The 23864-nt window shown below is 73.7% G+C and carries 17 protein-coding genes; 10 read left to right on the forward strand and 7 right to left on the reverse strand.

Annotated elements, in window-relative coordinates; translation table 11 throughout:
* Positions 1-20: 20 nt before the first annotated feature.
* Together A6V29_RS17755 and A6V29_RS17760 are read right to left on the reverse strand one after the other, a co-directional pair.
* Positions 21-2627: an ATP-binding protein gene (locus A6V29_RS17755; RefSeq protein WP_137161542.1), complete on the reverse strand. Its 2607-nt coding sequence runs from the start codon at positions 2625-2627 to the stop codon at positions 21-23.
* A gap of 69 nt (positions 2628-2696) precedes the next feature.
* Positions 2697-3869: a serine hydrolase domain-containing protein gene (locus A6V29_RS17760; RefSeq protein ID WP_170977940.1), complete on the reverse strand. Its 1173-nt coding sequence runs from the start codon at positions 3867-3869 to the stop codon at positions 2697-2699.
* A gap of 166 nt (positions 3870-4035) precedes the next feature.
* Here A6V29_RS17760 and A6V29_RS17765 point away from each other — a divergent pair, with 166 nt between their 5' ends.
* From A6V29_RS17765 to A6V29_RS17775, 3 genes are read left to right on the forward strand one after another with little or no spacing between them, the layout of a single operon-like run.
* Entirely contained in the window at positions 4036-5661 is a 1626-nt protein-coding gene (locus tag A6V29_RS17765) for a sodium-dependent transporter (protein WP_137161544.1), read from the forward strand.
* Entirely contained in the window at positions 5658-5792 is a 135-nt protein-coding gene (locus A6V29_RS17770) for a methionine/alanine import family NSS transporter small subunit (RefSeq protein ID WP_137161545.1), read from the forward strand. The genes A6V29_RS17765 and A6V29_RS17770 overlap by 4 nt, the downstream gene beginning before the upstream one ends.
* A 40-nt stretch (positions 5793-5832) precedes the next feature.
* On the forward strand, positions 5833-6498 hold the full coding sequence (locus tag A6V29_RS17775) for an NADPH-dependent F420 reductase (protein ID WP_137161546.1): 666 nt from the start codon (positions 5833-5835) through the stop codon (positions 6496-6498).
* Positions 6499-6511: 13 nt separating this feature from the next.
* On the opposite strand, the gene A6V29_RS17780 is transcribed toward A6V29_RS17775, so the two are convergent.
* Positions 6512-8263: a DUF2207 domain-containing protein gene (locus A6V29_RS17780; RefSeq protein WP_137161547.1), complete on the reverse strand. Its 1752-nt coding sequence runs from the start codon at positions 8261-8263 to the stop codon at positions 6512-6514.
* Positions 8264-8411: 148 nt separating this feature from the next.
* Here A6V29_RS17780 and A6V29_RS17785 point away from each other — a divergent pair, with 148 nt between their 5' ends.
* The 4 genes from A6V29_RS17785 to A6V29_RS17800 all read left to right on the forward strand — a co-directional run bounded on the left by A6V29_RS17785 (position 8412) and on the right by A6V29_RS17800 (position 13392).
* Positions 8412-8852, forward strand: a complete 441-nt coding sequence (locus A6V29_RS17785; RefSeq protein WP_249933319.1) for a helix-turn-helix transcriptional regulator — start codon at positions 8412-8414, stop codon at positions 8850-8852.
* Positions 8853-8857: 5 nt separating this feature from the next.
* Positions 8858-9268 carry a VOC family protein gene (locus A6V29_RS17790; protein WP_137161548.1) on the forward strand — a complete coding sequence of 137 codons (411 nt, stop codon included), beginning with the start codon at positions 8858-8860 and terminating at the stop codon, positions 9266-9268.
* Between the two features lie 100 nt (positions 9269-9368).
* A complete protein-coding gene (locus A6V29_RS17795) occupies positions 9369-11759 on the forward strand; it encodes an ATP-binding cassette domain-containing protein (RefSeq protein ID WP_137161549.1) in 2391 nt (796 codons plus the stop codon).
* Positions 11760-11868: 109 nt separating this feature from the next.
* A complete protein-coding gene (locus A6V29_RS17800; protein ID WP_137161550.1) occupies positions 11869-13392 on the forward strand; it encodes an adenylate/guanylate cyclase domain-containing protein in 1524 nt (507 codons plus the stop codon).
* A 12-nt stretch (positions 13393-13404) separates the two neighbouring features.
* Here A6V29_RS17800 and A6V29_RS17805 read toward each other — a convergent pair whose 3' ends face one another.
* Entirely contained in the window at positions 13405-14475 is a 1071-nt protein-coding gene (locus A6V29_RS17805) for a potassium channel family protein (RefSeq protein ID WP_137161551.1), read from the reverse strand.
* An 80-nt stretch (positions 14476-14555) separates the two neighbouring features.
* Complete coding sequence (locus A6V29_RS17810) at positions 14556-16295, reverse strand: class I adenylate-forming enzyme family protein (RefSeq protein ID WP_137161552.1); 1740 nt, start codon at positions 16293-16295, stop codon at positions 14556-14558.
* Positions 16296-16377: 82 nt separating this feature from the next.
* Between A6V29_RS17810 and A6V29_RS17815 the strand changes: the two genes are divergently transcribed.
* Positions 16378-17229, forward strand: a complete 852-nt coding sequence (locus tag A6V29_RS17815; RefSeq protein ID WP_137161553.1) for a patatin-like phospholipase family protein — start codon at positions 16378-16380, stop codon at positions 17227-17229.
* A 10-nt stretch (positions 17230-17239) separates the two neighbouring features.
* On the opposite strand, the gene A6V29_RS17820 is transcribed toward A6V29_RS17815, so the two are convergent.
* Together A6V29_RS17820 and A6V29_RS17825 are read right to left on the reverse strand one after the other, a co-directional pair.
* Positions 17240-18811, reverse strand: a complete 1572-nt coding sequence (locus A6V29_RS17820; RefSeq protein WP_212719557.1) for a long-chain-fatty-acid--CoA ligase — start codon at positions 18809-18811, stop codon at positions 17240-17242.
* Between the two features lie 74 nt (positions 18812-18885).
* Entirely contained in the window at positions 18886-19536 is a 651-nt protein-coding gene (locus A6V29_RS17825) for a TetR/AcrR family transcriptional regulator (protein ID WP_170977941.1), read from the reverse strand.
* A 121-nt stretch (positions 19537-19657) separates the two neighbouring features.
* Here A6V29_RS17825 and A6V29_RS17830 point away from each other — a divergent pair, with 121 nt between their 5' ends.
* Together A6V29_RS17830 and A6V29_RS17835 are read left to right on the forward strand one after the other, a co-directional pair.
* Entirely contained in the window at positions 19658-20554 is an 897-nt protein-coding gene (locus A6V29_RS17830) for an enoyl-CoA hydratase-related protein (protein WP_137161554.1), read from the forward strand.
* A 90-nt stretch (positions 20555-20644) separates the two neighbouring features.
* Positions 20645-23864 (forward strand): ATP-binding protein (locus A6V29_RS17835; RefSeq protein WP_137161555.1); only part of this gene is annotated, 3220 nt, incomplete at its 3' end.

The following is a 23864-nucleotide window of genomic DNA, read 5'->3' on the forward strand; positions in this document are numbered from 1 at the left end:
CCGCAGACCAGGTGCTCTGGTCACAGGTCGAGGGCGTACCTGACCGCCTCGTCGTCGTCCATGGCCGCGCCCTCCGCACGGATCAGCTCGGCCCGGTCACCCAGCGCGGTGAGGCTCTCCTCCAGGCCGAGGGGTTCGTTCATGGAGTAGTCCACGAGGTCCGTTCCCGTCACGCGCTGCATGCGCTGCATGGCGCCCACGATGCGCACCTGGCGTTCGGCGTCCCGCTCCAGGCCGGCCAGGGCGGCGTAGTCGGACATGAACAGCAGTACGGCCGAGACGTCGTCGCGGGCGAAGTGGCCGAAGGCTTCATCGAGCAGCTCGCGGGCTTCGGCCAGGCGGCCCAGGAGGAGCAGGTTGCGCCCGCGCATCCGCAGCGACCAGCCCAGGTGGTAGCTGTCCTCCCGCTCTCGGAAGGTGGCCGCAGCGCGCCGCAGCAGGTCGTCGGCGTCCTCGTGCCGGCCCAGGTGGATGGTGGCCAGCGCCCGGCCGAACATCGCGCGGGCGGCCCCGTGCGCATCGCCCAGCCCGGTGAACAGCTCCTCGCTGCGCTTGGCCATCCGCTCGCCCGCCGTGAAGTCGCGGGCCAGCATCAGCGGGAACACGCGGTTGTACAACGCCTCGGCCAGCTGTTCCCGGTCACCGATCCGCTCGTACAGCTCGGCTGCCTCCTCGTACGCGGCAGTCATGGCGGCGCTGTCCAGCTGCCAGTACGCGATCCCGCCGCGGGCGGACAGGACCGCCGCCCGTCGAGCCGGGTCGCCGTCCGCCGGCAACCCCTGCAGGAGGCGGTCCAGCAGGTCCGCTCCTTCGGCGAGGTGTCCCCGCATCTGCCAGTACCGCCACAGCGGGACCGCCAGCTCGGCCGCCGACTCCGGGTCGGCCACCACCGCGCGGTCCAGCACCGCCCGCAGGTTGTCGTACTCCTCGCGCAGCCGGCGCAGTCCCTCCGCCTGCTGCTCCGTCAGCAGCAGCGGCGCGGCCTCCGCGACGACGTCGCGCAGCCACAGCGCGTGCCGACGCCAGACCTCGTCGGAGTGGCCGCTGCGCGCGAGCATCTCGGCGGCGAACTCCCGGACCACCTGGAGGGTGCGGTACCGGTCGGTGTCGTCGACGGACGGCATGAGCAGGCCGTGCTCCACCAGCGGATCCAGCGCGTCCAGGACGTCGTCGCACGGGAGCAGCCCATCGGCGACGCTCTCGAGGGCCTCCAGCGCGGCCCCTCCCGGGAACGCGGCCAGCACCGCCAGCAGCGCCCGTGGTGCGGCGTCGAGCAGGTCGTAGCTCCACTGCAGCGTGTCGCGCAGCGTCCGCTGCCGGTCCGGGAGGTCCCGGGGACCGCCGCGCAGGAGCCCCAGCTGGTTCCCGACCCGGTCGGCGATCTTCCCGAGGCTGAGCGAGCGGACCCGTGCCGCCACGAGCTCGACGGCCAACGGGATGCCGCCGACGGCGCACACGATCCGGGCGACGTGCGGGAGGTCCTCGGGACGCAGCTCGAAGTCCGGGCGGGCCGCCCGTGCCCGGTCGAGGAACTGCTGGACGGCGGCGTGCTCGAGCAGCACCGGTGATGGCTCGCCAGGGTCTGCCGGGACGTCCTGGGGGCCGACCGGGAACTCCTGCTCCTCGCGGAGGTGCAGCGGCGCGCGGGACGTGGTGAGCACGGTGACCTCGTCGAGGGCGTCCACCAACCGGCCGATCTCCGCCGCGCCGGGCAGCAGCTGCTCGACGTTGTCCAGGATCAGCAGCATGCGCCGGCCCCGGAGCTGCTCGGCCAGCCGTCTCGTGCCGGACTCGCCGGAGTAGGCGCCCACCGGGAGTGCGAGCGCCCGGGCCACCTCGTCCCCGACCAGCTCCGCATCCCGGACGGCGGCGAGCGGGACGAAGGCCACGCCCCCGGGGAAGCGCGCCGACAGCTCCGCGCCCGTACGGACGGCGAGGCGGGTCTTGCCCACTCCTCCCGGGCCGGTCAGCGTGACCAGGCGGTGCTCCTCGACGAGCCTGGCGAGGTCCGCGACCTCCCGGCTGCGGCCCAGGAAGCTCGACTGCGTGGACGGCAGGTCGTAGGTCGGGGCCTCCAGGCTGCGCAGCGGAGGGAAACGGGACGGAAGGCCCTCGATGACGAGCTGGTACAGCAGCTCGGGGGAGTCCAGGTCCTTGAGGCGGTGCGAGCCCAGGAAGACGTAGCCGACCCCGGGCGGCCAGGCGTCCTCCATCAGCGCCCGTGTCGTCGCCGTCACGACGACCTGGCCACCGTGCGCGGCGGCGGCCACCCGCGCCGTCCGGTGCACGTCCAGCCCGACGTAGCCGGTGCAGCCCAGGAGCCCCTCGCCGGTGTGCAGCCCCATCCGCACCCGGACGGGTACCTCGCCCGGCCAGGCGTGGCCGGTCAGGTCGCGCTGGGCCTGGGTCGCGGCGTCCACGGCCGCCCGGGCGGTGCGGAAGACGCAGAAGAACGCGTCGCCCTCCGTGTCCACCTCGGTGCCACCGGCGCCGCGCAGCGCCGCGCGGATGATCGCGTGGTGCTCGGCGAGGACCTCGGCGTATCGCGCGCCGAGGTCCTGGAGCAAGCGGGTGGACCGCTCGATGTCCGTCATCCAGAAGGTGACGGTGCCCGCAGGAAGTGCCATCGCCGTCCTCCGTAGGACAGCGCGACGCTACTCCCGGCCCTCACCCCGGAGAAGCCTCCGACCCCTGGTTCAGCGGGCGGCGGTGATCGCCGCCTCGACCGGGTCGTACAGCTGCCCGGCCAGCTCCAGGCCGAGCTGCGCACTGGCCTCGAGCACGAGGTAGGCGCCGAAGCGGCCGCCGAGGTCGAGCCACGGGACCGCCCCGTACGCGCCCGGGTCGTTGATCCGGGTGCTCCCGCTGCGGTCGATCCACCAGCCGAAGCCGTAGCCGGTGCCGGTCTGGGTCTCGCCGCCGTACGTCGCGCCCACCCGGTCGGTGTGCATCAGCTCGACCGACTCCGGCTCGAGGATCTGCGTGTCGCCGCACCGGCCGTCGCGCAGGTGCAGGAGGAGCAGCTCGGCGTAGTCGAGCGGATCGATGTACAGCCCGCCCTCCAGGTGCGGGTTCTCGGTCGGCGCGAGCCGGCTCGGGTCGCCACCGAACTCGGTCGGGTAGCCGGACAGCCCGTCGCCGATCTGGGTCCAGTGGTTGTTGTAGCCGAGCGACTCGAGCCCGCACGGCTCGACGTAGATCTCCTGCAGCAGCTCATCCCACGTCCTGCCCGAGACCGTCTCGGCCACCGCGCCGGCGATCTGCCACTGCACGCCGCCGTAGCGGAACTCGGTGTCCGGCGGCGCGATGTCGGCGTCGTCGGCCGGGGTGGACCAGGCGGAGGCCGCGCAGATCTCGAGCTCGACCGTGGGCACGAACTGGCAGACGTACGGTCCGTACGCCGGGTTGGGGAGCAGCCCCACGAGGCCGGAGCTGTTGGACAGCAGCTGGGCGACGGTGATCTCCGGGTGGTGCCCGGCCGCCCAGTCGACGTACTCGGCGATCGGCCGGTCCAGGTCGAGCAGGCCCTGGTCGGCGAGGCGGACGAGCACCCCGGCGGTGACCATCTTCGACGCCGACGCGACGAGGGACACCCGGTCGGCGTCGAACCCGCCGAAGTACCGCTCGCCGACGATCCCGTCCTCCTCGTCGACGACGACCAGACCGGCGCCGTCCAGCCCGTGCTCCGCGAGGAACGCCTCGACGACCGGCTCGACCGCCGAGAAGTCGTACTCGCGCTCCGGCGTCGACGTGCTCTCCGTGGGGTCGGCCGCCTGCGCGGACTCATCGGTCGAGCAGCCGGCCACGAGGGTGCCGAGCAGCGCGATCGCGGAGAGCGCGCCCAGGGACCGGATGCGGGTGGAGGTCACGAGGTCTCTTTCGCCGGGGCCGCGGGATCGACGCCACCCTGCCAGGAACGTCGCCCACGGTGAGCCGTGGCTGGCTGCGGGTGAGCGGCGTCTGCCCGAGCAGCCGGAACGCGCGACTCCTGCCATCCTCATGGGCGACGGAGCAAGTCCGGACGCGGGAGGCCGCATGAGCGCGACGTCGGGGCGGGCGAAGGATCAGGCAGAACAGGAACGTCGGCGGGGCGGCTTCAGCTCCCGACGGGTCTTCATCTTCGCGGCGATCGGGTCGGCCGTCGGGCTCGGCAACATCTGGCGGTTCCCGTACGTCGCCTACGAGAACGGGGGCGGCGCCTTCCTGCTGCCGTACCTGATCGCGCTGCTGACGGCGGGCATCCCGTTCCTGCTGCTGGACTACGCCATCGGGCACCGGCACCGGGGCTCCGCTCCGCTGGCGTTCGCCCGGCTACGCCGCGGTACCGAAGGGTTCGGCTGGTGGCAGGTCGCGATCTGCTTCGTCATCGCCGTCTACTACGCCGCGGTGCTGGCCTGGGCGCTGCGCTACACGTTCTTCTCGCTGGACCAGGCCTGGGGCGATGACCCCAACGCCTTCTTCTTCGGGGACTTCCTCCAGGCCGGCGACGTCGTGGTCACCACGGACGTCGTCGCCGGTGTGCTCGTGCCCCTGCTGCTGATCTGGGTCGCCGCGCTGGTGGTCATGGCCCTCGGCGTCCAGCGCGGGATCGGCCTGACGTCGCTGTTCTTCATCCCGGTGCTCGTGCTCGCCTTCGTCGTCCTCGTGGTGCAGGCGTTGCTCCTGGACGGTTCGACCGACGGGCTCGACGCGCTGTTCACGCCGGACTGGTCGGCGCTCACGGAGGCGTCGGTCTGGGCCGCCGCGTTCGGGCAGATCTTCTTCTCGCTGTCGATCGGCTTCGGGATCATGATCACGTACGCCTCGTACGTCGGCCGGCGCGAGGACATGACCGGCTCCGGCCTGGTCGTCGGCTTCTCCAACTCCAGCTTCGAGCTGCTCGCCGGCATCGGCGTCTTCGCCGCCCTCGGCTTCATGGCGCAGGCGAACGGGGTGGCGATCGACGAGGTCGCCAGCGACGGGATCGGACTGGCCTTCATCGCCTTCCCGACCATCATCAGCCAGGCGCCCGGCGGCGAGCTCATCGGCGTCCTCTTCTTCGGCTCGCTCGTCATCGCCGGCTTCACCTCGCTGATCAGCATCCTCGAGGTGGTCATCTCCGCCGTCCGCGACAAGCTCGACACCGGCCGGCTCACCGCCACCCTCGCGGTCGTCATCCCCACCGCGGCGCTGAGCCTGGTGCTGTTCAGCACGACCAGCGGCATCTACGTGCTCGACGTCGTCGACCACTTCGTCAACCAGTACGGCATCCTCGTCGTCGCGCTGGTCAGCATGCTGGTCGTGGCCTGGGTGCTCCGAGCGCTGCCCGCCCTCGCCGACCACCTCAACGTTCACGGCCGGCCGCGGATCGGCACGGGCTGGCGGGTGCTCATCAGCGCCGTCACGCCGATCGGACTGACCCTGGTGCTCGTCTTCGCGTTGCGGGACGACCTCGACGCGCCCTACGAGGACTATCCGACCTGGGTGCTGGTGACGTTCGGCTGGGGAATGGTGCTCGCGCTTCCGGTGATCGGCTTCCTGCTCGCCCGGTTGCCGTGGCGCGCGGGCACCCACCTGGACGGACCACCACCAGGCTCCGACCCTGCTGCGCCTGCGGGGGCCACACCGACCGGGGCCGCTGATCGGACGGGCACCGGCGACCACCGAGGAGGTCAGCCATGAGCGGCAGCGCGGTCGTGATGATGATCGTGGCGATCATCGTCATCTGGGGCGGGCTCGCCCTGGCCATCACCAACCTGGTGCGCGAGGGGGCGGTCGAGGACCGCGCCGAGAACCAGCCGCACACCCTGTGACGAGGGGAATGACCCGGGTCACGCCCGGCTTGCGAGGGGCATGACGACTCTCGGGCTCATCGGCAGCGGACACATCGGCAGCGGGATCGCGCGACTGGCGGTGGCAGCCGGGTACGACGTCGTGCTCAGCAACAGCCGTGGACCCGAGACGCTGGCCGACCTCATCGCGGAGCTCGGCCCCACGGCCCGCGCCGCGACCCCCGCCGAGGCGGGCGCGGCGGGCGATCTCGTCGTCGTCTCGGTGCCGCTGAAGGCCCACCGCGAGGTCCCCGTGGAGCCGCTGCGCGGCAAGGTCGTCATCGACACGAACAACTACTACCCGCAGCGCGACGGCCAGATCCCGGAGCTCGACGACGAGTCGACGACGGTCAGCGAGCTGCTGCAGGCCCATCTCCCCGAGTCGCACGTCGTGAAGTGCTTCAACAACGTGCCCGCGGCCGGGATGGTCCCGCTGGCCAAGCCGGCCGGTGACCCCGACCGCTCCGTGCTCGCCATCGCCGGAGACGACGCCGCGGCCAAGCAGACGGTGACCGACTTCCTCGACGCGATCGGCTACGACGCCTACGACGTCGGGCCGCTGGCGGAGGGCTGGCGCTACCAGCGCGACACCAAGGCCTACGCCGTCTTCTCCCAGCCGGGCCGGCCGGTCAAGGAGGACTGGCTGCGCAAGGGCCTCGCGGCAGCCGTCCGCTACCGCGACATGTGAGCGAGCGGCGCGGTCACCAGGACCCGCCGCCACCGCCGCCCGCGCCGCCACCGACGCTGCCCCCACCGCCGGACGACGACGAGGACGGCGCCGTGCTGGCGCTCGAGCAGCCGGTCACGAACACCGGCCCGTACGTCGCGTACCGCCAGTGCTGGTCGTCGTGGCCCGATCGGCCCGGCACCGTCACCGACTTCGCCAGCTTCGACCACCGCTCGGCCTCGCCCAGGGCCAGCGCCCACGCGGTGTAGTCGCCGAGCGTCCCCTCGGCGAGCGCATCCTCGATCGCGACGGGCGCGCACTCGGCGAAGTACCGGCGCAGCGACTCCACCCGCAGCCAGGTCGACGAGCCGAGCGGGGTGAGCACCCGCAGCTCCCAGGCGCGCAGCGCGGCCGCGATCCCCCCGCCCGCGAGCGCACCGCCCACCGCCGCCAGCACCACGGGCACCGCGCCCTGCCCGCCCGCCAGCCAGGCGCCGAGGCCGACGAGGACCAGCCCCACCAGGCCGGTGAGCACCCCGAGCCGGCGGACCCGCCCGGCCCGCCGGTCGGCGTCGGCGTCCCACAGCCCCGAGCTCTGCTGCCAGGCGTCGAGTTCGGCCCCGACCGCGGTCCACGCCTCGGCGAAGGACTCGTCGTACTCACCCAGCCGCAGCTGCTCGCGACCGGCGAAGGCCTGGTCCAGCAGCCGGGCCGTCGCGGGGTCGCCGTCGGCCTGCCGGGTCACCGTCGTCCTCGCGCCGTCGGGATCGGGCTCCAGCTCCACGATCCCCTTCACGGCGAGGTCCACCAGCCAGGCCACCTTGTGCCGCTCGGCGACCGAGCCGGTCAGCAGCACCCCGCCCTGCGCGGGGGAGAGGTCCCGCGGGATCGACGCCGAGGGCGTGGCGAACCCGCCCAGGTCCTCGAAGTCGATCCGCGCCTCCCCACCGGAGGAGGCGACGACGGTCGGCAGCCCGGCGCTCGGCACGTGCTCGCGGCCGGCCCGGCGCACGGCGCGAGAGACGAACCCCCCGGCCAGCAGCGCCAGCAGGCCGGCCAGCGCGGCCGGCACGAGCGGGTCGATGCCGGGCTCGTCCGGCGCGGCGGACGGCGCGGTCGGCGCGGCGGGCGCGGCGTCCAGGGCGCGGCCCTCCGTGGCGTAGACGGTGACCCCCTCCCCGGCGGCGAGGCTGTCGACCCGGGCGACGAGGTGGCCCGGAGCGGTCCGGCGCAGCGCGCAGCCGCCCGCCGTGCCGCGGTTCCCGGAGGCGCAGCTGTCGGCGTCGAGGTCGACCGCACCCAGGACGTGCACCTCGACCTCGTCGATCGGCACCTTCCAGCCGGTGCCGACGGCGTCCCACGCCAGCTGACCGCCGCGGCTGACCCCGCCCAGGGTGTAGCTCAGCTCGTACCGGTGCTCTCCGGTGATCGTCACGTCCGGGTCGCCGATGCGCAGCCGCACCGGGCTGTCGCCGGTCACCTCCACGTCGTCGGGTGCGGTCGGCGAGGTCACCTCGATCGGCTCGTCGGTGCGCAGTCCGGGCACGTCGCGGTAGATGCCGCGCCGCTCCTCGATGCCGAAGTCGTAGTCGATGATCTCGACGATCCGGGCGCTGCCGTCCGCGGCGACCGTGGCGCTGACCCACAGCCGGGTGACCCGCTCGCCGCCGGAGAGCGCGGCGACCAGGAAGGCGAGGACGGCGACGACGACGGCGGCCGTGACGAGGACCCACGCGTCGATCCGGCGGCGGCGTCGCGCGGCCATGGAGCGGGCAGACTGCGACACGGCGTTCCTCCTGGTCAGGCGCGGGCGGGGACCTACTCCCACGAGGCCGCGCCACCCTAGCGGGCGCCCGCTCCGGACGGTCGGACGCGGGCGGGGGCGGTCGCTCGGGGTTGACCTCGGGGGCCGGGGATGGGGCACGATCAGCGGCGTGCCATCGCGGGACCAGCACCTGCAGGACCTCGCCCTGATGCGCCGCGTCCGGGACCGGATGGACCGGGAGTACGCCCAGCCGCTGGACGTCGAGGCGCTCGCCCGCGGGGTGCACATGTCGGCCGGTCACCTGAGCCGGGAGTTCAAGCGCGCCTACGGTGAATCGCCCTACAGCTACCTCATGACCCGCCGGATCGAGCGGGCGATGGCCCTGTTGCGGCGGGGTGATCTCAGCGTCACCGAGGTGTGCTTCGCCGTCGGCTGCCAGTCGCTGGGCACCTTCAGCACGCGGTTCACCGAACTGGTCGGGATGGCGCCCAGCGTCTACCGCCGCGAGGCGGCGGGGGCGGCCGACGGCATCCCGGCGTGCGTGGCCACGCGGGTCACCAGACCGGTCAGGAATCGAGAAGCACAGGTGGGCGGCCCGTCCCTAGCGTGACCGCCATGGACATCACCATCCACATGGCCTCGCTGCCGCACAGCGACCCCGAGGAGTCGCTGGCCTTCTACCGGGACGCCCTCGGCTTCGAGGTCCGGCAGGACGTCGGTACCGGGACCATGCGGTGGATCACGGTCGGCCCGGCCGGCCAACCCGGCACGTCGATCCTGCTGGCGCCGCCGGCCGTCGATCCCGGGATCACCGAGGACGAGCGCCGCACCATCGCCGAGATGATGGCCAAGGGGACCTACGGGTGGATCATGCTCGCCACCGAGGACCTCGACGGCGTCTTCGACCGCGTCCAGGCCACCGGAGCCGAGGTCGTGCAGGAGCCGACGCAGCAGCCCTACGGCATGCGGGACTGCGCCTTCCGCGACCCGGCCGGCAACACCGTCCGCATCCAGGAGCTCCGGTGAGAATGCCGGCGCCGGGCAGTCACCCCTGTCGGACACCGCTGGTAGACAACGCACCGTCACCGCGCACGCGGCCGGCCCGCACGGATGGAGGCACCGCAGCATGAGCACGGCTACCCGGCGCGAACCGCAGGACTCCGCCGATCACGCCGCTGACAGCCACGACCTCATCCGGGTGGTCGGCGCGCGGCAGAACAACCTCAAGGACGTCAGCGTCGAGCTGCCCAAGCGCCGGCTCACCGTGTTCACCGGCGTCTCCGGCTCGGGCAAGAGCTCGCTGGTCTTCGACACGATCGCCGCCGAGTCGCAGCGGCTGATCAACGAGACCTACAGCGCCTTCCTGCAGGGCTTCATGCCGTCGCTGGCCCGCCCCGAGGTGGACCTGCTCGAGGGCCTGACGACGGCGATCCTCGTCGACCAGGAGCGGATGGGTGCCAACCCGCGCTCCACGGTCGGCACCGCCACCGACGCCAACGCCATGCTGCGCATCCTGTTCAGCCGCCTCGGGACGCCCTACATCGGCCCGCCGCCGGCCTTCGCGTTCAACGTGCCGACGCGCAAGGCCAGCGGGGTCATGAGCACCGAGAAGGGCGGCCGGGTCGAGAAGAACGTCGTCCGCGAGGCGGTCTACCAGGGCGGCATGTGCCCGAAGTGCGAGGGCATGGGGTCGCTCAACGACTTCGACCTCACTGCCCTCTACGACGAGTCCAAGACCCTGAACGAGGGCGGGCTCGTGGTGCCCGGCTACAGCATGGACGGCTGGTACGGCCGGCTCTTCCAGGGCATCGGCCTCGACCTGGACAAGCCGATCGGGACGTTCACCAAGAAGGAGCTGCAGACCCTCCTCTACCAGGAGCCGACCAAGATCAAGGTCGAGGGCATCAACCTCACCTACGAGGGCGTCATCCCCAAGGTGCAGAAGTCGATGCTGTCCAAGGACATCGACTCGCTCCAGCCGCACGTCCGGCGCTTCGTGGAGCGCGTGGTCACCTTCACCACCTGCCCCGAGTGCGACGGGACCCGGCTCAGCAAGGAGGCGCGGTCGTCGAAGATCGGGGGCAAGAACATCGCCGAGGTCTGCGCCATGCAGATCACCGACCTCGCTGCCTGGGTCCGCGACCTCGACGAGCCCTCCGTCGCGCCGCTGCTCGCCGGGCTCCAGCACCTGCTCGACTCCTTCGTCGGCATCGGGCTGGGCTACCTCTCCCTCGACCGGCCGGCCGGCACGCTGTCGGGCGGCGAGGCGCAGCGCACGAAGATGATCCGACACCTGGGCTCGTCGCTCACCGACGTCACCTACGTCTTCGACGAGCCGACGATCGGCCTGCACCCGCACGACATCCAGCGGATGAACGACCTGCTGCTCCGGCTGCGGGACAAGGGCAACACCGTGCTGGTCGTCGAGCACAAGCCCGAGACGATCGCGATCGCCGACCACGTCGTCGACCTCGGCCCCGGTGCGGGCTCGGCCGGCGGCGAGGTGACCTTCGAGGGCACCGTGGAGGGGCTGCGGGCCAGCGACACCGTCACCGGCCGGCACCTCGACGACAGGGCGCGACTCAAGGAGTCGGTCCGCACGCCCACCGGGGCGCTCGAGGTCCGGGGCGCGAACACCCACAACCTCCGGGACGTCGACGTCGACATCCCGCTGGGCGTCCTCGTCGTGCTCACCGGCGTGGCCGGGTCCGGCAAGAGCTCGCTGATCCAGGGCTCGGTCGCGGAGCGGGACGGCGTGGTGATGGTCGACCAGGCGGCGATCCGCGGCTCGCGGCGGAGTAACCCGGCGACCTACACCGGGGTGCTGGACCCGATCCGCAAGGCGTTCGCCAAGGCCAACGGGGTCAAGCCCGCGCTGTTCAGCTCGAACTCCGAGGGCGCCTGCCCGGACTGCAACGGCGCCGGGGTCATCTTCACCGAGCTGGGCGTCATGGCCACCGTCGAGTCCACCTGCGAGACCTGCGAGGGGCGCCGCTTCCAGGCCGCCGTCCTCGAGTACACGCTGGGCGGGCGCAACATCGCCGAGGTGCTGGCGATGCCGGTCACGCAGGCCGAGGCGTTCTTCGCCGAGGGCGAGGCGAGGACCCCGGCGGCGCACACGATCCTGTCCCGGCTGGTCGACGTGGGGCTCGGCTACCTCACCCTCGGGCAACCGCTCAGCACGCTGTCCGGCGGGGAGCGCCAGCGGATCAAGCTCGCCGCGCAGATGGCGGAGAAGGGTGACGTCTACGTCCTCGACGAGCCGACCACGGGGCTGCACCTGGCCGACGTCGAGAACCTGCTCGGCCTGCTCGATCGGCTGGTCGACGGCGGGAAGTCGGTCGTCGTCATCGAGCACCACCAGGCGGTCATGGCGCACGCCGACTGGATCATCGACCTGGGCCCCGGCGCCGGGCACGACGGCGGCCGGATCGTCTTCGAGGGCACGCCGGCCGACCTGGTCGCCGCGCGCTCCACCCTCACCGGCGAGCACCTCGCCGACTACGTGGGCAGCTGACCGGGCTCGGCCGAAGGGCGGTCGGCCCGCCCCTCGGCCACGATGACGTCGTGATCACGATCGGGCGGTCGCCCGGAACCGCCGCCGCCCGGGTCTCGTTGCGCTGATCATGACGACGGAGGAGGAGCGGCCGGCCACGGTCGCGCGGGAGGGCGTGTGGGCAGAGTGGGCGCCCAGCGGCCGCACCGCCGTCCCGTTCATCGTGCTGCTGGTCCTCTTCGCCAACCTGGTCGGCGTCGGCACCGTCGTCCTGCTGCTCATCGGTGTCGACGACGGCAGCAGCAGCACCGGCCGCAGCCAGGTCCTCTGGATCGCCGCGGCCTACCTCGTCGTCGCGCTGCCGCTGGCCACGCTCGCCGGGCTGCGGCGGCAGCGGGTGACCGCCGCGTGGCTGACCGAGGGGCGCGATCCGAGCCCCGCCGAGGCCGGGCAGGCGCTCCGGCTGCCCCTCGACACCGCCCTCATCGCGGCGACGGTCTGGCTGGTGGCGGCCGTGCTGACCGCCGTCGTCTCCGCGGTCGTCTTCCCCGAGCCCCTGGTCGGGCTGCGCGTCGGGGTGGTCGTGACGCTGGGCGGCGTCGTGACCGCCGGCGTCACCTACCTGCTCACCGCTCGGGCGGCCCGGGCGGTGACCGCGCGCGCCCTGTCGGTCCACCCGCCGGTCGGCCCGCTGGTCCTGGGCGTCCGCCCGCGCCTGCTGCTCGCCTGGGCGCTGACCAGCGGAGTGCCGCTGGTCGGCGTCGTCCTGCTCTTCCTCGACCCCAGCAACCCCGACGGGCCGGGCCAGGGCGCCGTCGTCTTCCTCGTGGTGGTCGCGCTGCTCGTCGGCGGGCTGGCCACCCTGCTCATCGCCCGCGCGGTCGGCCAGCCGCTGCGCGACCTGCGCGAGGCCGTGCAGCGCGTCGGCCGGGGTGACTACGACGTCGACGTGGTGGTGGACGACGCCGGTGAGATCGGCCTGCTGCAGGAGGGGGTGAACACCATGGCCGCCGGGCTGGCCGAGCGCGAGCGGCTGCGCGACCTGTTCGGGCGGCACGTGGGCACGTCGGTGGCCCAGGAGGCGCTGCGCACCGGGGTGAGCCTGGCGGGGGAGGAGCGCGTGGTGGCCGCCCTGTTCGTCGACATCGCCGGCTCGACGTCGCTGGTGCGGCGCACGGGCCCGGAGCAGATGGTCGGGCTGCTCAACCGCTTCTTCGCGGTCGTCGTCGACACCGTCGAGGACGAGGGCGGGCTGGTGAACAAGTTCGCGGGCGACGCCGCCGTCTGCGTGTTCGGTGCGCCCACCGACCACCCCGACGCGGCGACCGCGGCCCTGCGCGCGGCCCGGCGCATCTGCACGGCGGTGGCCGAGGCGGGGGAGGTCGACGTCGGCGTGGGGGTGGCCTGCGGTCCGGTCTGGGCCGGTCAGGTCGGCGCGGCCAGCCGGCTGGAGTACACGGTCATCGGTGACCCGGTGAACGAGGCAGCGCGGCTGACCGAGCTGGCCAAGGACCATCCGGGCCGGGTCGTGGCGAGCGAGTCGAGCGTCCAGGCGGCCCTCGCCGAGGAACGCGAGCACTGGACGCCCGACGCAGAGGTGAGCCTCCGCGGCCGGGACGAGGTCACCCGGACCTGGGTGCGGCGCGTCGGCTGAAGCCGGGGGCGGCTACACCTTCCGGGAGGGCTGCGTCGGCGGGTGGTTCGGATTGCTCGCGTCGTGCGCCTTGACCACGACGAGCACGTCCTCGGGCTGGAGCGTGCCGATCATGCGGTCGTCGAAGCGCAGGGTGCGGCCGCCGCGGGTCACCGACAGGACGATGTCCCGGAGGTCCCGCGGACCCAGTCCGACCTCGCTCGCGGTGACCGTTCGCTGATGCAGGTCGAGCCCCTGGCCCCCGGTGACGAGGTCCTCGACCACGGCCACCACCCGTGGCGCGTCGGTGGACAGACCGAGAAGCCGGCCGGAGGTCGCCGACGTGGTGATGACGGTGTCGGCGCCGGACTGGCGGAGGAGGTCGGCGTTGTCCTCCTCCCGCACGCTGGTCGTGATCGGCACGCTGGGGTTGAGCTGGCGCACGGTCAGGGTGATCATCACCGCGGCGTCGTCCCGGTTGGCCGCCACGATGACCGCTCGGGCGCGCTCCACCGACGCGCGGCGGAGCACCTCGGCGCGACCGGCGTCGCCCACGATGCCGGTCAGGCCCACGGAGTTGGCCTCGTCGATCGCGCGGGGGTCCGGGTCGACGACCACGATCCTGTCCAGCGGGGTGCCGTTGGCCTGCAGCGAGCGGATGGCGCTGCGCCCCTTGGTGCCGTAGCCGCACACGATGACGTGCTGGCGCACGCGGGACCTCCAGCGACGGATGCGGAACTCCTCGCGGGAGCGCGTGGTCAGCGCTTCGAGGGTCGTTCCGATGAGGACGATGAGGAACAGCACGCGCAGCGGCGTGATGACGAGCAGGTTGATCAACCGGGCCTGGTCGGTGACCGGGGTGATGTCCCCGTAGCCGGTCGTCGAGAGCGTGACGGTCGTGTAGTAGAAGGCGTCCAGCAGGTCGACGCTGCCGTCGGTGTTGTCGGTGTAGCCGTCCCGGTCGAGGTACACGACGAGGACCGTGGCGAACAGCACGAACAGCGCGAACAGCAGCCGCTGCGCGACCTGGCGGGTGGGGGAGGCCTCGACGTGCGCGATCCGCACGCCGCTGTGCTCGGCCGGCACCTCGTCGGGCTGGGTCACGGGGCGACCCTAGTGAGGCGGTGCCGCCGCCGCGCGGGCGCCGCACCCGTCGGGGTGTGCGGGGTGCGGCGCCCGCGGTGTCAGCCGCTGACCTTCTCCCGCTCCTTCGCCGCCAGTTCGCGCTTGAGCACCTTGCCGGCCGCCGACACCGGGATGGCGTCGATGAAGACGACGTCGCGCAGCCGCTTGTAGTGGGTCACCTTGTCGTTCACCGCCGCCATGACCGACTCCACGGTCAGCGCGGCACCGGCGTCGTCGCCCTTGCGGACGACGTAGGCCACCGGCAGCTCGCCGGCCTCCTCGTCCGGCCGCCCGACCACGGCCGCGCCGGCCACCCCGGGGACGGCGAAGAGGATCTCCTCGAGTTCGCGGGGGAAGACGTTGTAGCCCTTGTAGAGCAGCATGTCCTTGGTCCTGTCGACGATGGACAGGTAGCCGTCCTCGTCGAGGATGCCGACGTCGCCGGTGTGGAACCAGCCGTCGGCGTCGATCGCCTCCGCGGTCGCCTCCGGGCGGTTCCAGTAGCCGCGCATCACCTGCGGCCCGCGGATGCAGACCTCGCCGCGCTCGCCCTGCGGCACCGGCTGCCCGTCCTCGAGCGAGCGGATGCTGATCTCCGTGTCGAAGACCGGCACGCCGACCGTGCCCGGCTTGCGGGTGCCCGACCGGAACGACGGGTTGCCGCTGGCCATCATCGTGACCTCGGTCAGGCCGTATCCCTCGCTGATGGTCGCGTTCGGCAGCAGGGCCGAGAGCTTGTCGATCAGCGTCACCGGCAGGGGCGCCGCGCCGCTGGACACCCCGCGCACGTGCGACCAGTCCCGCTCGGTGAAGCCGGGCACCTGGAGCAGGGCGACGAAGATCGGGGGCGCGCCGCCGATCGAGGTCACCTCGTACCTGGCCATGTCCTCGACGTACGCCACCGGGTCGAACCGCATGTGGATGACGACGGTGGTGCCGCCCATCACCATGCCGTTGAGGTAGCCGACGACGCCCATCGCGTGGAACCAGGGGGTGAGGTTGATGATCCGGCCCTCGCCCGGGCCCAGCGGGTACTCGTCGGCGCCGACCACCTGGCGCACGGTCACGTCGCCGTGCTCGTCGAGGTCCGGGACGCTGCCGGAGGTCCAGCAGGCCGACTGCAGGACGTTGGTGACGACGTTGCGGTGCAGCAGCTCCACGCCCTTGCTCACGCCGGTCGTGCCGCCGGTGTAGGCGAGGTGGGCCAGGTCGGTGTCGACGTCGACGGCGGCGTCGAGGTGCCGGTCGGTCGGGTCGCCGCCCAGCAGGTCGGCGAGGTCGACGTCGCCATCGGCCAGCTCGAGGCGGGCGGCGAAGTCGAGGGTGTGCGCCTCACCGGTGACGATGACCGTCTCGACCGGGGTGGCGTCGAGCGCGGTGCGCACCAGCGGCAGCACCTGGTCCCAGGTGACGACGGCCTTCGCGCCGGCGTCGGTGAGCTGCGCGGCCAGGTCGGCCGCCGGCAGCAGCGGGTTGGTGGGGGAGAACGTCGCCCCCGCCAGCAGGATGCCGTAGTAGACGGGCACGTACTGGCGGCAGTTCGGGATGTGGACGGCGACGACGTCGCCCTTGCCGATGCCGTGGTCGGCCAGCCACCCGGCGACGGCGTGCGCGCGCTGCCCGAGCTCGGTGAAGGTCAGCGGGACGTCGTGGTCGATGAACGCCTCCCGGTCGCCCCACCTGCGGACCGCCGCGCGGAGGATCGAGCCGACCGGCACCCTGGGGTACTCCAGCAACCGGGGCAGCCCGGGCGGCCAGCTCGCGGCCGCAGGGGTGGTGGTCGGCTGCGTGGCGGTCATGCGCGTCCTCTCCGGTCGGGTGGTCCGACCGACAGCGTGGCCCAGACCACACCCTCTGTCGAGGTTCTGTGACGATGGGGTCATGAGCGACCAGCGCACGGCCCTCGTCCTCGGTGGTGGGGGCATCACCGGCATCGCCTGGGAGATCGGGGTGCTGACCGGTCTCGCCGAGGCCGGCGTCGACCTCACGAACGCCGACCTGGTCGTGGGCACCTCCGCGGGCTCGGTGGTCGGCGCCCAGGTGACCGGCGGCGCCGGGCTCGACGCCATGTTCGCCCGCCAGCTCGAACCGCCGGCGGAGGGGGAGGTCGCGCGGATGTCCCGGGCGAACCTCGCGCGGTACGCCTGGGCCCTGCTCACCAGCCGGGGCCGCGACGTCGAGTTCCGCCGCCGGATCGGCCGCCTCGCGATCACCGCGGCGGACTCCGGGCTGACGCCCCCGGAGCAGGAGCGTCTCGACGTCATCGGCGCGCGGCTGGTCGGCAGCGACTGGCCGGACCGGGCGCTCACCATCACCGCGGTGCACGCGACGACCGGTGAGTTCCACGCGTTCGACCGCACCTCGGGGGTGCCGCTGCTGCAGGCGGTCGCGGCCAGCTGCGCCGTCCCCGGCGTCTACCCGCCGGTGACCATCGACGGCGAGCGGTACGTCGACGGCGGCATGCGGTCGGCGGCCAACGCCGACCTCGCGCACGGCTACGACCGGCTGGTCGTGCTGGCCCCGATCGTCCGCGGCATCGGACCGCTGGCCAGCGTCGACGCGCAGGTCTCGGGTCTCGTGGCGCGGGTCGCCGTCGTCAGCCCGGACGAGGCGAGCCGCGCCGCGATCGGCCGCAACGTGCTCGACCCGGCGGCCCGGGCGCCCTCGGCGCGCGCGGGACGGGCCCAGGCGACGGAGGTCGCGGCCCGGGTGGCCGAGGTCTGGACCGGCTGAGGGCTCGTGCTCAGACGGCCGGGCTGGCCACCAGGGAGCCGGCGGAGTGCTCCTCGCGCAGCGCGGTCTTGAGCACCTTGCCGCTCGGGTTGCGGGGGAGCGCCCCGACGATCGAGTACTCGCGCGGGTTCTTGTAGCGGGCCAGCCGCTCCCGGCACCAGGCGGCGAGCTCGTCGGACGTCGGCGGGTCGGCGGGGTCGCGCGGTGCCACGACGGCCAGCGGCGCCTCGCCGTACTTCGCGTCCGCGACCCCGATGAGCGCCACCTCGCCGACCTTCGGGTGCTCGGCCAGCACGTCCTCGACCTCGGCGCAGTAGATGTTCTCGCCGCCCGAGATGATCATGTCCTTGAGCCGGTCGACGACGTAGAAGTAGCCGTCCTCGTCCTGCCGCACCAGGTCGCCGGAGTGGAACCAACCGCCTCGGAACGCCTCCGCCGTCTCCTCCGGCTTGTTCCAGTACTCCTTCATCACCATCGGGCTGCGGTAGACGATCTCGCCCACCTCACCGCGCGGGACGTCGTTCATCTCCGGGTCGACCACGCGCACCTCGACGTTGAGCATCGGCGTGCCCACCGAGCCGATCTTGCGGATCGAGTCCTCGCCGCGCAGCAGGCAGGTGACCGGGCTGCACTCGGTCTGCCCGAAGGCCGTCATCACCTCGGCCTGCGGGAACGTGTCGATCAGCGTGCGCAGCAGCGTCGTCGACGCCGGGGCCGCACCCCACGAGATCCGGCGCAGGTGCGCCAGGTCCCGCTCGGCGATGTCCGGCACGGCCACGACCGCCGCCCACATCGCCGGCACCAGGAAGATGCTCGAGATCCGCTCCCGCTCGATCATGTCGAGGGTCTCGACGGGGTCGAACGCCCCCGACCGGATGATCACGTTCGTGCCGCCGACCAGCAGCGGGGGCAGGCCGCCGGCCAGCCCGGCGATGTGGAACAGCGGCGCCCCGGGGGCCCCGACCCGGTCCTCCGGATGCCAGCCGATGTGGACGACCTGGCTGAACACGTGCATCAGCAGGTTGTGGTGGGTCAGCACGGCGCCCTTCGGCCGCCCCGTCGTCCCGGAGGTGTACATGATGAACGCCGGCTCGTCCTCGTCGACGACGACGTCGAGCGGGTCGTCCCCGGCCGCCGCGAGCGCGACCTCGTACTCCTCGCCGATCTGCAGGACCGACGTGACGCCGGGTACCTGCTCCCGGGCCTTGGTGCCCACATCTGCCAGGGGCGGATCGACGATCAGGACCTTCGCGCCCGAGTCGGTGAGCACGTAGGCCACCTCGTCGGCCACCAGCCGGAAGTTCACCGGGACGACGATCGCGCCGAGCCGCACGCCCGCGAGGTAGGCCTCCCACGTCTCCATGCCGTTGAGGGACAGGACCGCGATCCGGTCACCGGTGCCGACGCCGCGCTCGCGCAGTGCCCGCGCCAAGCGGGTGACCCGCCGGTCGAGCTCGGCGTAGGTGCGGCCCGCGCCCTCGAAGCGCACCGCCCAGACGTCCGGGGTCGTGCGGGCCCAGCGGCCGAGCATGTCGCTCATGGTCATGCCGCGGCCCTGCAGGACGGGGACGGCGACGCTCACGACAGCTCCTCGCGGCAGGTGATGTGACCTGCGTCATGCTGTCGGGGTCGGCCCGGTGGGTCAACCGCGACCGGTCACGCCCGGCTGTCGAGGTCCAGCAGCCGCGCGGCCAGGCGCTTCCAGAGCGCCAGGTGCGGGTCGGTGGCGGCCGGACGGTCCTCGAACGCGTAGAGCAGGGCCACCCCCCGCATGCTCGTGAAGAGGGTCTCGGTGAGGTCTGCGTAGAGCGGCGACCCGGTGATCTCCGGGCCCCAGATGCCGTCGGCGACGGCAGCGATCGCGGCGCGCAGCGGTCGCTCCCCGCTGCGCAGCGCCGTCCGCAGGGCGGGGTCGGTCCGCGCCGCCGTCCACAGCTCCATCGCCGCCCAGAACGGCGGCTCCTGGAACGTCGCCCACATCAGGTCGATGGCGCGGTCGACCCGTTCGCGCCCGGTGGGCTGGTCGGCCATCAGGGACTCGGCCCGGACGCGCACCTCCTCGAGCTTCGTCGTCGTCAGGTGGTCGGCCGCGGCGACGAGCAGTTCGGCCCGCGACGGGAAGTGGTGCAGCAGCCGCCCCCGGGACACCCCGGCACGAGCCTGCACCGCGAGGGTCGAGGCGCCCGCGTGACCGTCCTCGACCAGGCAGGCGACGGCGGCGTCGAGGATCAGCAGCCGGCTGTCCGCGGTCCTCGACGACCGGGAGCGAGGTCCGCGCTCCGAGGTCGTCGGCTCGGTCGTGGTCACCGCTGCGAACCTAGACCCGTCGAGGCCGACAGTCACCCTTGACTGGTCGGGCCGTCGTCGCCGTTGACCGCCCACCCCGTCGACTGCCAGGCTCCGGGCTCCTGACGGACGGGGGAGCGCGGTGGAACTCACCGAGGTGCGGTACGAGGTCGCCGACCGGGTGGCCACGGTGCAGCTGGACCGGCCCGATCGGTTGAACGCCTTCACGCCGACCATGGCCGACGAGCTCGTCCGCGTGGTGGCGGCGGCCGACGCCGACGACGGGGTGCGGGTCGTGGTGGTGACCGGGGCGGGCCGGGGGTTCTGCGCCGGCGCCGACCTCGGGGGCGGGCCGGCGACCTTCGCCGACCGGGGCGCGCGCATCCTGCCGGAGGGTCCGTTGCGCGAGGAGATCGCCGGCTTCCCCCGCGACGCCGGCGGGGTGGTCGCCCTGGCCTTCGCCGCCCTGCGCAAGCCGGTCATCGCCGCGGTCAACGGACCGGCGGTGGGGGTCGGCGCGACGATGACGCTGCCGATGGACGTGCGGATCGCCGCCGCCTCGGCCCGCTTCGGCTTCGTGTTCGGCCGGGTCGGCATCGTGCCCGAGGCGGCCTCCTCGTGGTTCCTGCCCCGCGTGGTCGGGATCAGCCAGGCGATGGAGTGGGTCGCGACCGGGCGGGTCTTCGACGCCGAGGAGGCGCTGCGCGGCGGGCTGGTGTCCCGCGTCGTGGCCGACGAGGACCTGCTGCCGACCGCCTCCGCGCTGGCCCGGGAGATCGCCGAGAACACCAGCGGGCTCGCCGTGGGCGCCGCGCGCCAGCTGCTGTGGTCGATGCTCGGTGCCCCCTCGCCCTGGGACGCGCACCGTGCGGAGTCCCGGGCGGTGGTCGAGCTGGGCGCGGGCCCCGACAGCGCCGAGGGCGTCGCCGCGTTCCTGGAGAAGCGGGCTCCGCGCTTCGCCGCGCCCCTGGGCGAGGGGTCGATCGCCGGTGTCCCGCGCTGGCCGGCGCCGCCACCGGACGTGCGCCCCGCGGGCTGATCCCCACGGGATCGGGACGCGGCCGACCGGCGACGCAGCAGCCGCGCGGCGGTAGCGTGCGCCTCCTCCGCATCGCCGGGAGGGACGCCCGTGGTCGCGTCACCGGAGGGCCGGTATCCCGCCGAGCTCCGCTCGCTCGAGGAAGCCATCACCGCGCTCGAGGCGCAGCGCGCGCTGCTCGGCGACGGCGTCGTCGAGACCGCGCTCGCCCCGCTGGTGGCGCAGCGGGACCGGCTGGTGGCCAGCGCGGTGGGGGAGCAGCGCAAGCAGGTCACCGTCCTGTTCGCCGACCTCGTCGACAGCACCCCGGTCGCCCGGAAGCTCGACCCCGAGGACCTGCAGCAGGTCATGAGCGGCTACTACGCCGCGGCCCGCCGCGCGGTCGAGGCCGAGGGCGGGGTGGTGGAGAAGTACATCGGGGACGCGGTCATGGCCGTCTTCGGGCTGCACCGGTCCCGCGAGGACGACGCGGCCCGGGCCGTGCGCGCCGCGCTGGCCATGCGCCAGGCGCTGGAGCGGCTCGACGGTCACACCCAGGCCACCTACGGTGCCCGGCTGCCCGTGCGGATCGGCATCGACACCGGCGAGGTCGTCGTGACCGGCATGGCCGGCGGGGACTCCGGGGAGTTCCTGGCCGTCGGCGAGACCATCAACCGCGCGGCGCGGCTGCAGGGCGCGGCCCCTCCGGGGTCGATCCTGCTGTCGGCCGACACCGCCGGCCAGGTGCGCGGCGCCTTCGGGCTGCGCCGGCTCACCGGCCTGGAGCTCAAGGGCCTGGACGGTCCGGTGGACGCCTACGTCGTCGAAGGCGCCGACAGGGAGGGCTTCTGGCCCGAGGGGCGGGGCATCGAGGGCGTCGAGACCGAGACGGTGGGCCGGGCGGGCGAGCTCGACCGGCTGCGGGAGCTGTTCACCGACGTCGTGAGCCGGCACGGGCGGCGGGTGGTCACCGTGCTCGGCGAGGCCGGCATCGGCAAGTCGCGCGTCCTGCGGGACGTCGAGGCATGGCTGGCCCGCCTCCCCACCGACGTCTGGGTGCTGCGCGGTCGCGCCGTCCCGAGCACCCAGGGGGTGGCGAACGCGCTCCTGCGCAGCGTCTTCGCCGAGCGCTTCCGCATCCGCGGCACCGACGACCCGACGACCGTGCGAGGCCGCTGGACGACCGGGTGGACGGAGCTGCTCGGCGCGCCCGACGGTGCGCCGGAGGAGGGCGAGGGCGCCGCCGAGACGGTCGCGACCTGGCTGGGGTTCGGGCTGGACGAGGCGGGCCGGGCCGTCGTCGGCACCACCGATCCGCAGGCGCTGCGCCGGCGCGGGAGCGAGCTCGTCCGGCGGCTGCTCGACCGGCTGGCCCGTCGTGCACCGGTCGTCGTCCTGCTGGAGGACGTGCACTGGGCCGACGCCGCCAGCCTTGATTCGCTCGCCGCCCTCGCCGGGCCCGGTGGGGAGGGCACCCTGCTGGTCGTCGCCTCCGCCCGACCCGAGCTGCTCGAGCGCCGGCCCGAGTGGGGAGCCCCCGCCGGGATGGACCTGCTGCCCCTCCGCCCGCTGGAGGAGGCCGAGTCCCGCGACCTGGTGCGCCAGCTGCTGCAGCGCGCCCGGGAGGTACCCGACGAGCTGGTGGGCGTGGTGGCCGAGACCGCCGACGGCAACCCGTTCTTCGTCGAGGAGCTGGTGAAGTGGCTGGTCCAGGAGCGGGTCGTCGACACCGCCTCGGAGCAGTGGACGGTGCGGGCGGGCGCGGTCGACGACCTGCAGGTCCCCACCACGCTGCGCGGTCTGCTGCAGGCCCGGCTGGACGTGCTGCCCCCGGCCGAGCGGGGCGTCGTGGGCTGCGCGGCCGTGGTGGGGCGGGTGTTCTGGGACCAGGCGGTGGACCGGCTGGCGTCCGCGGTCCGGGTGCGGCCGTCCGACGGCGTGCCCCTCGACCGGCTCGCGCAGCACGACGTGGTCGTCGAGCGGCCGCGCTCCACGTTCGCCGGCTGCCAGGAGTTCTCCTTCCGGCACGCGCTGCTGCGCGACGTCGCCTACGAGGGGGTGCTGCGGTCCGCCCGCCGGCTCCTGCACGCGGAGGCGGCCGGCTGGCTGGAGGACGTCGTGCTGCGCAGCGGGCGGGTCGACGAGCACGCGGCGCAGGTGGCCGGCCACCACGAGGCCGCGGGGCACCGCCGGGAGGCGGCGTCCTGGTATCTGCGCGCGGGCCGCTACGCCGCCGGCGCCTTCGCCAACGACGACGCGCTGCGGCTGATCGGCCGGGCGGAGGCGCTGCTCGCCGACGTCGAGGAGCCGGACCTCCTGGTCGAGGTGCTGCTGGCCCGGGAGGCGGTGCTGGACCGGCTCGGCCGGCGGGAGGAGCAGCGGGTGGTGCTCGACCGGCTGGCCGCACTGCCCGCCGGTCCGGAGCAGACCGCCCGCATCCGGCTGGCCGAGGCGCGGCTGCTGTTCTTCCGCGGGGAGTACTCCGCCGTCCCGCCGGTCGCGGAGGAGGCCGCCGGCCTGGCCGCGAAGGCCGGCCGCCAGGACCTCGAGGCGGACGCGCTCATGCAGTGGGGCCGGAGCCTCGCCTACCTCGCCGAGCACGCGGCCGCCCGCAGGCTGCTGCGCCGGTCGCTGGTCGAGGCCCGGGCGATCGGGGACCACAAGCGCGCGGGTGAGGACCTCCGCCTGCTCGGGGTCGTGGCCACGAACCTGGGGGAGAACGAGGAGGCGCTGCGGATCCTGGCCGACGCGCGCGCGGAGCACCGCAGCATCGACGACCACGAGGGCGAGGCCATGGTCACCGGCCAGGTCGGGGCGCTCCTGATGAACATGGGCCGCCTGGAGGAGGCGCGCCAGGCCACCGAGGAGGCGCTCGCGGAGTTCCGCGCCGACGGCCACCGGTACCGGGAGGGGGTGATGCTGACCAACCTCGCGCGGATCGCCATGGACCAGGGGCGGCTGGACGACGCGCTCGAGGGCGGCCGGCAGGCGCTGGAGCTGACCGAGCAGATCGACGACGCCGAGGGGCTGGTGGCCTCCCTGCAGAGCCTGGGCGACAGCGCGCGGCTGGCCGGAGACCTCGGGGCCGCTCGCGCCCACCTCGAGCGCGGGCTGGCCGAGAGCCGGCAGCACGAGCTCCCGTACTTCACCGCGCACCTGCTCGCCTCCCTGGCCGCCGTCGACCTCGCGGAGGGCCTACCGGAGGACGCGCTGGCCCACGCCGCGCGGGCCCAGGAGGAGGCGGCGACGGCCGACGTCCCGCACGCCGGCGCCCGCGCGGACCTGGTCACCGGGATGGTGCGCCAGGCGGCGGGTGACCCGGCGGCCGTGC

Source organism: Blastococcus sp. CCUG 61487 (assembly GCF_005222955.1).
Taxonomy (GTDB): domain Bacteria; phylum Actinomycetota; class Actinomycetes; order Mycobacteriales; family Geodermatophilaceae; genus Blastococcus.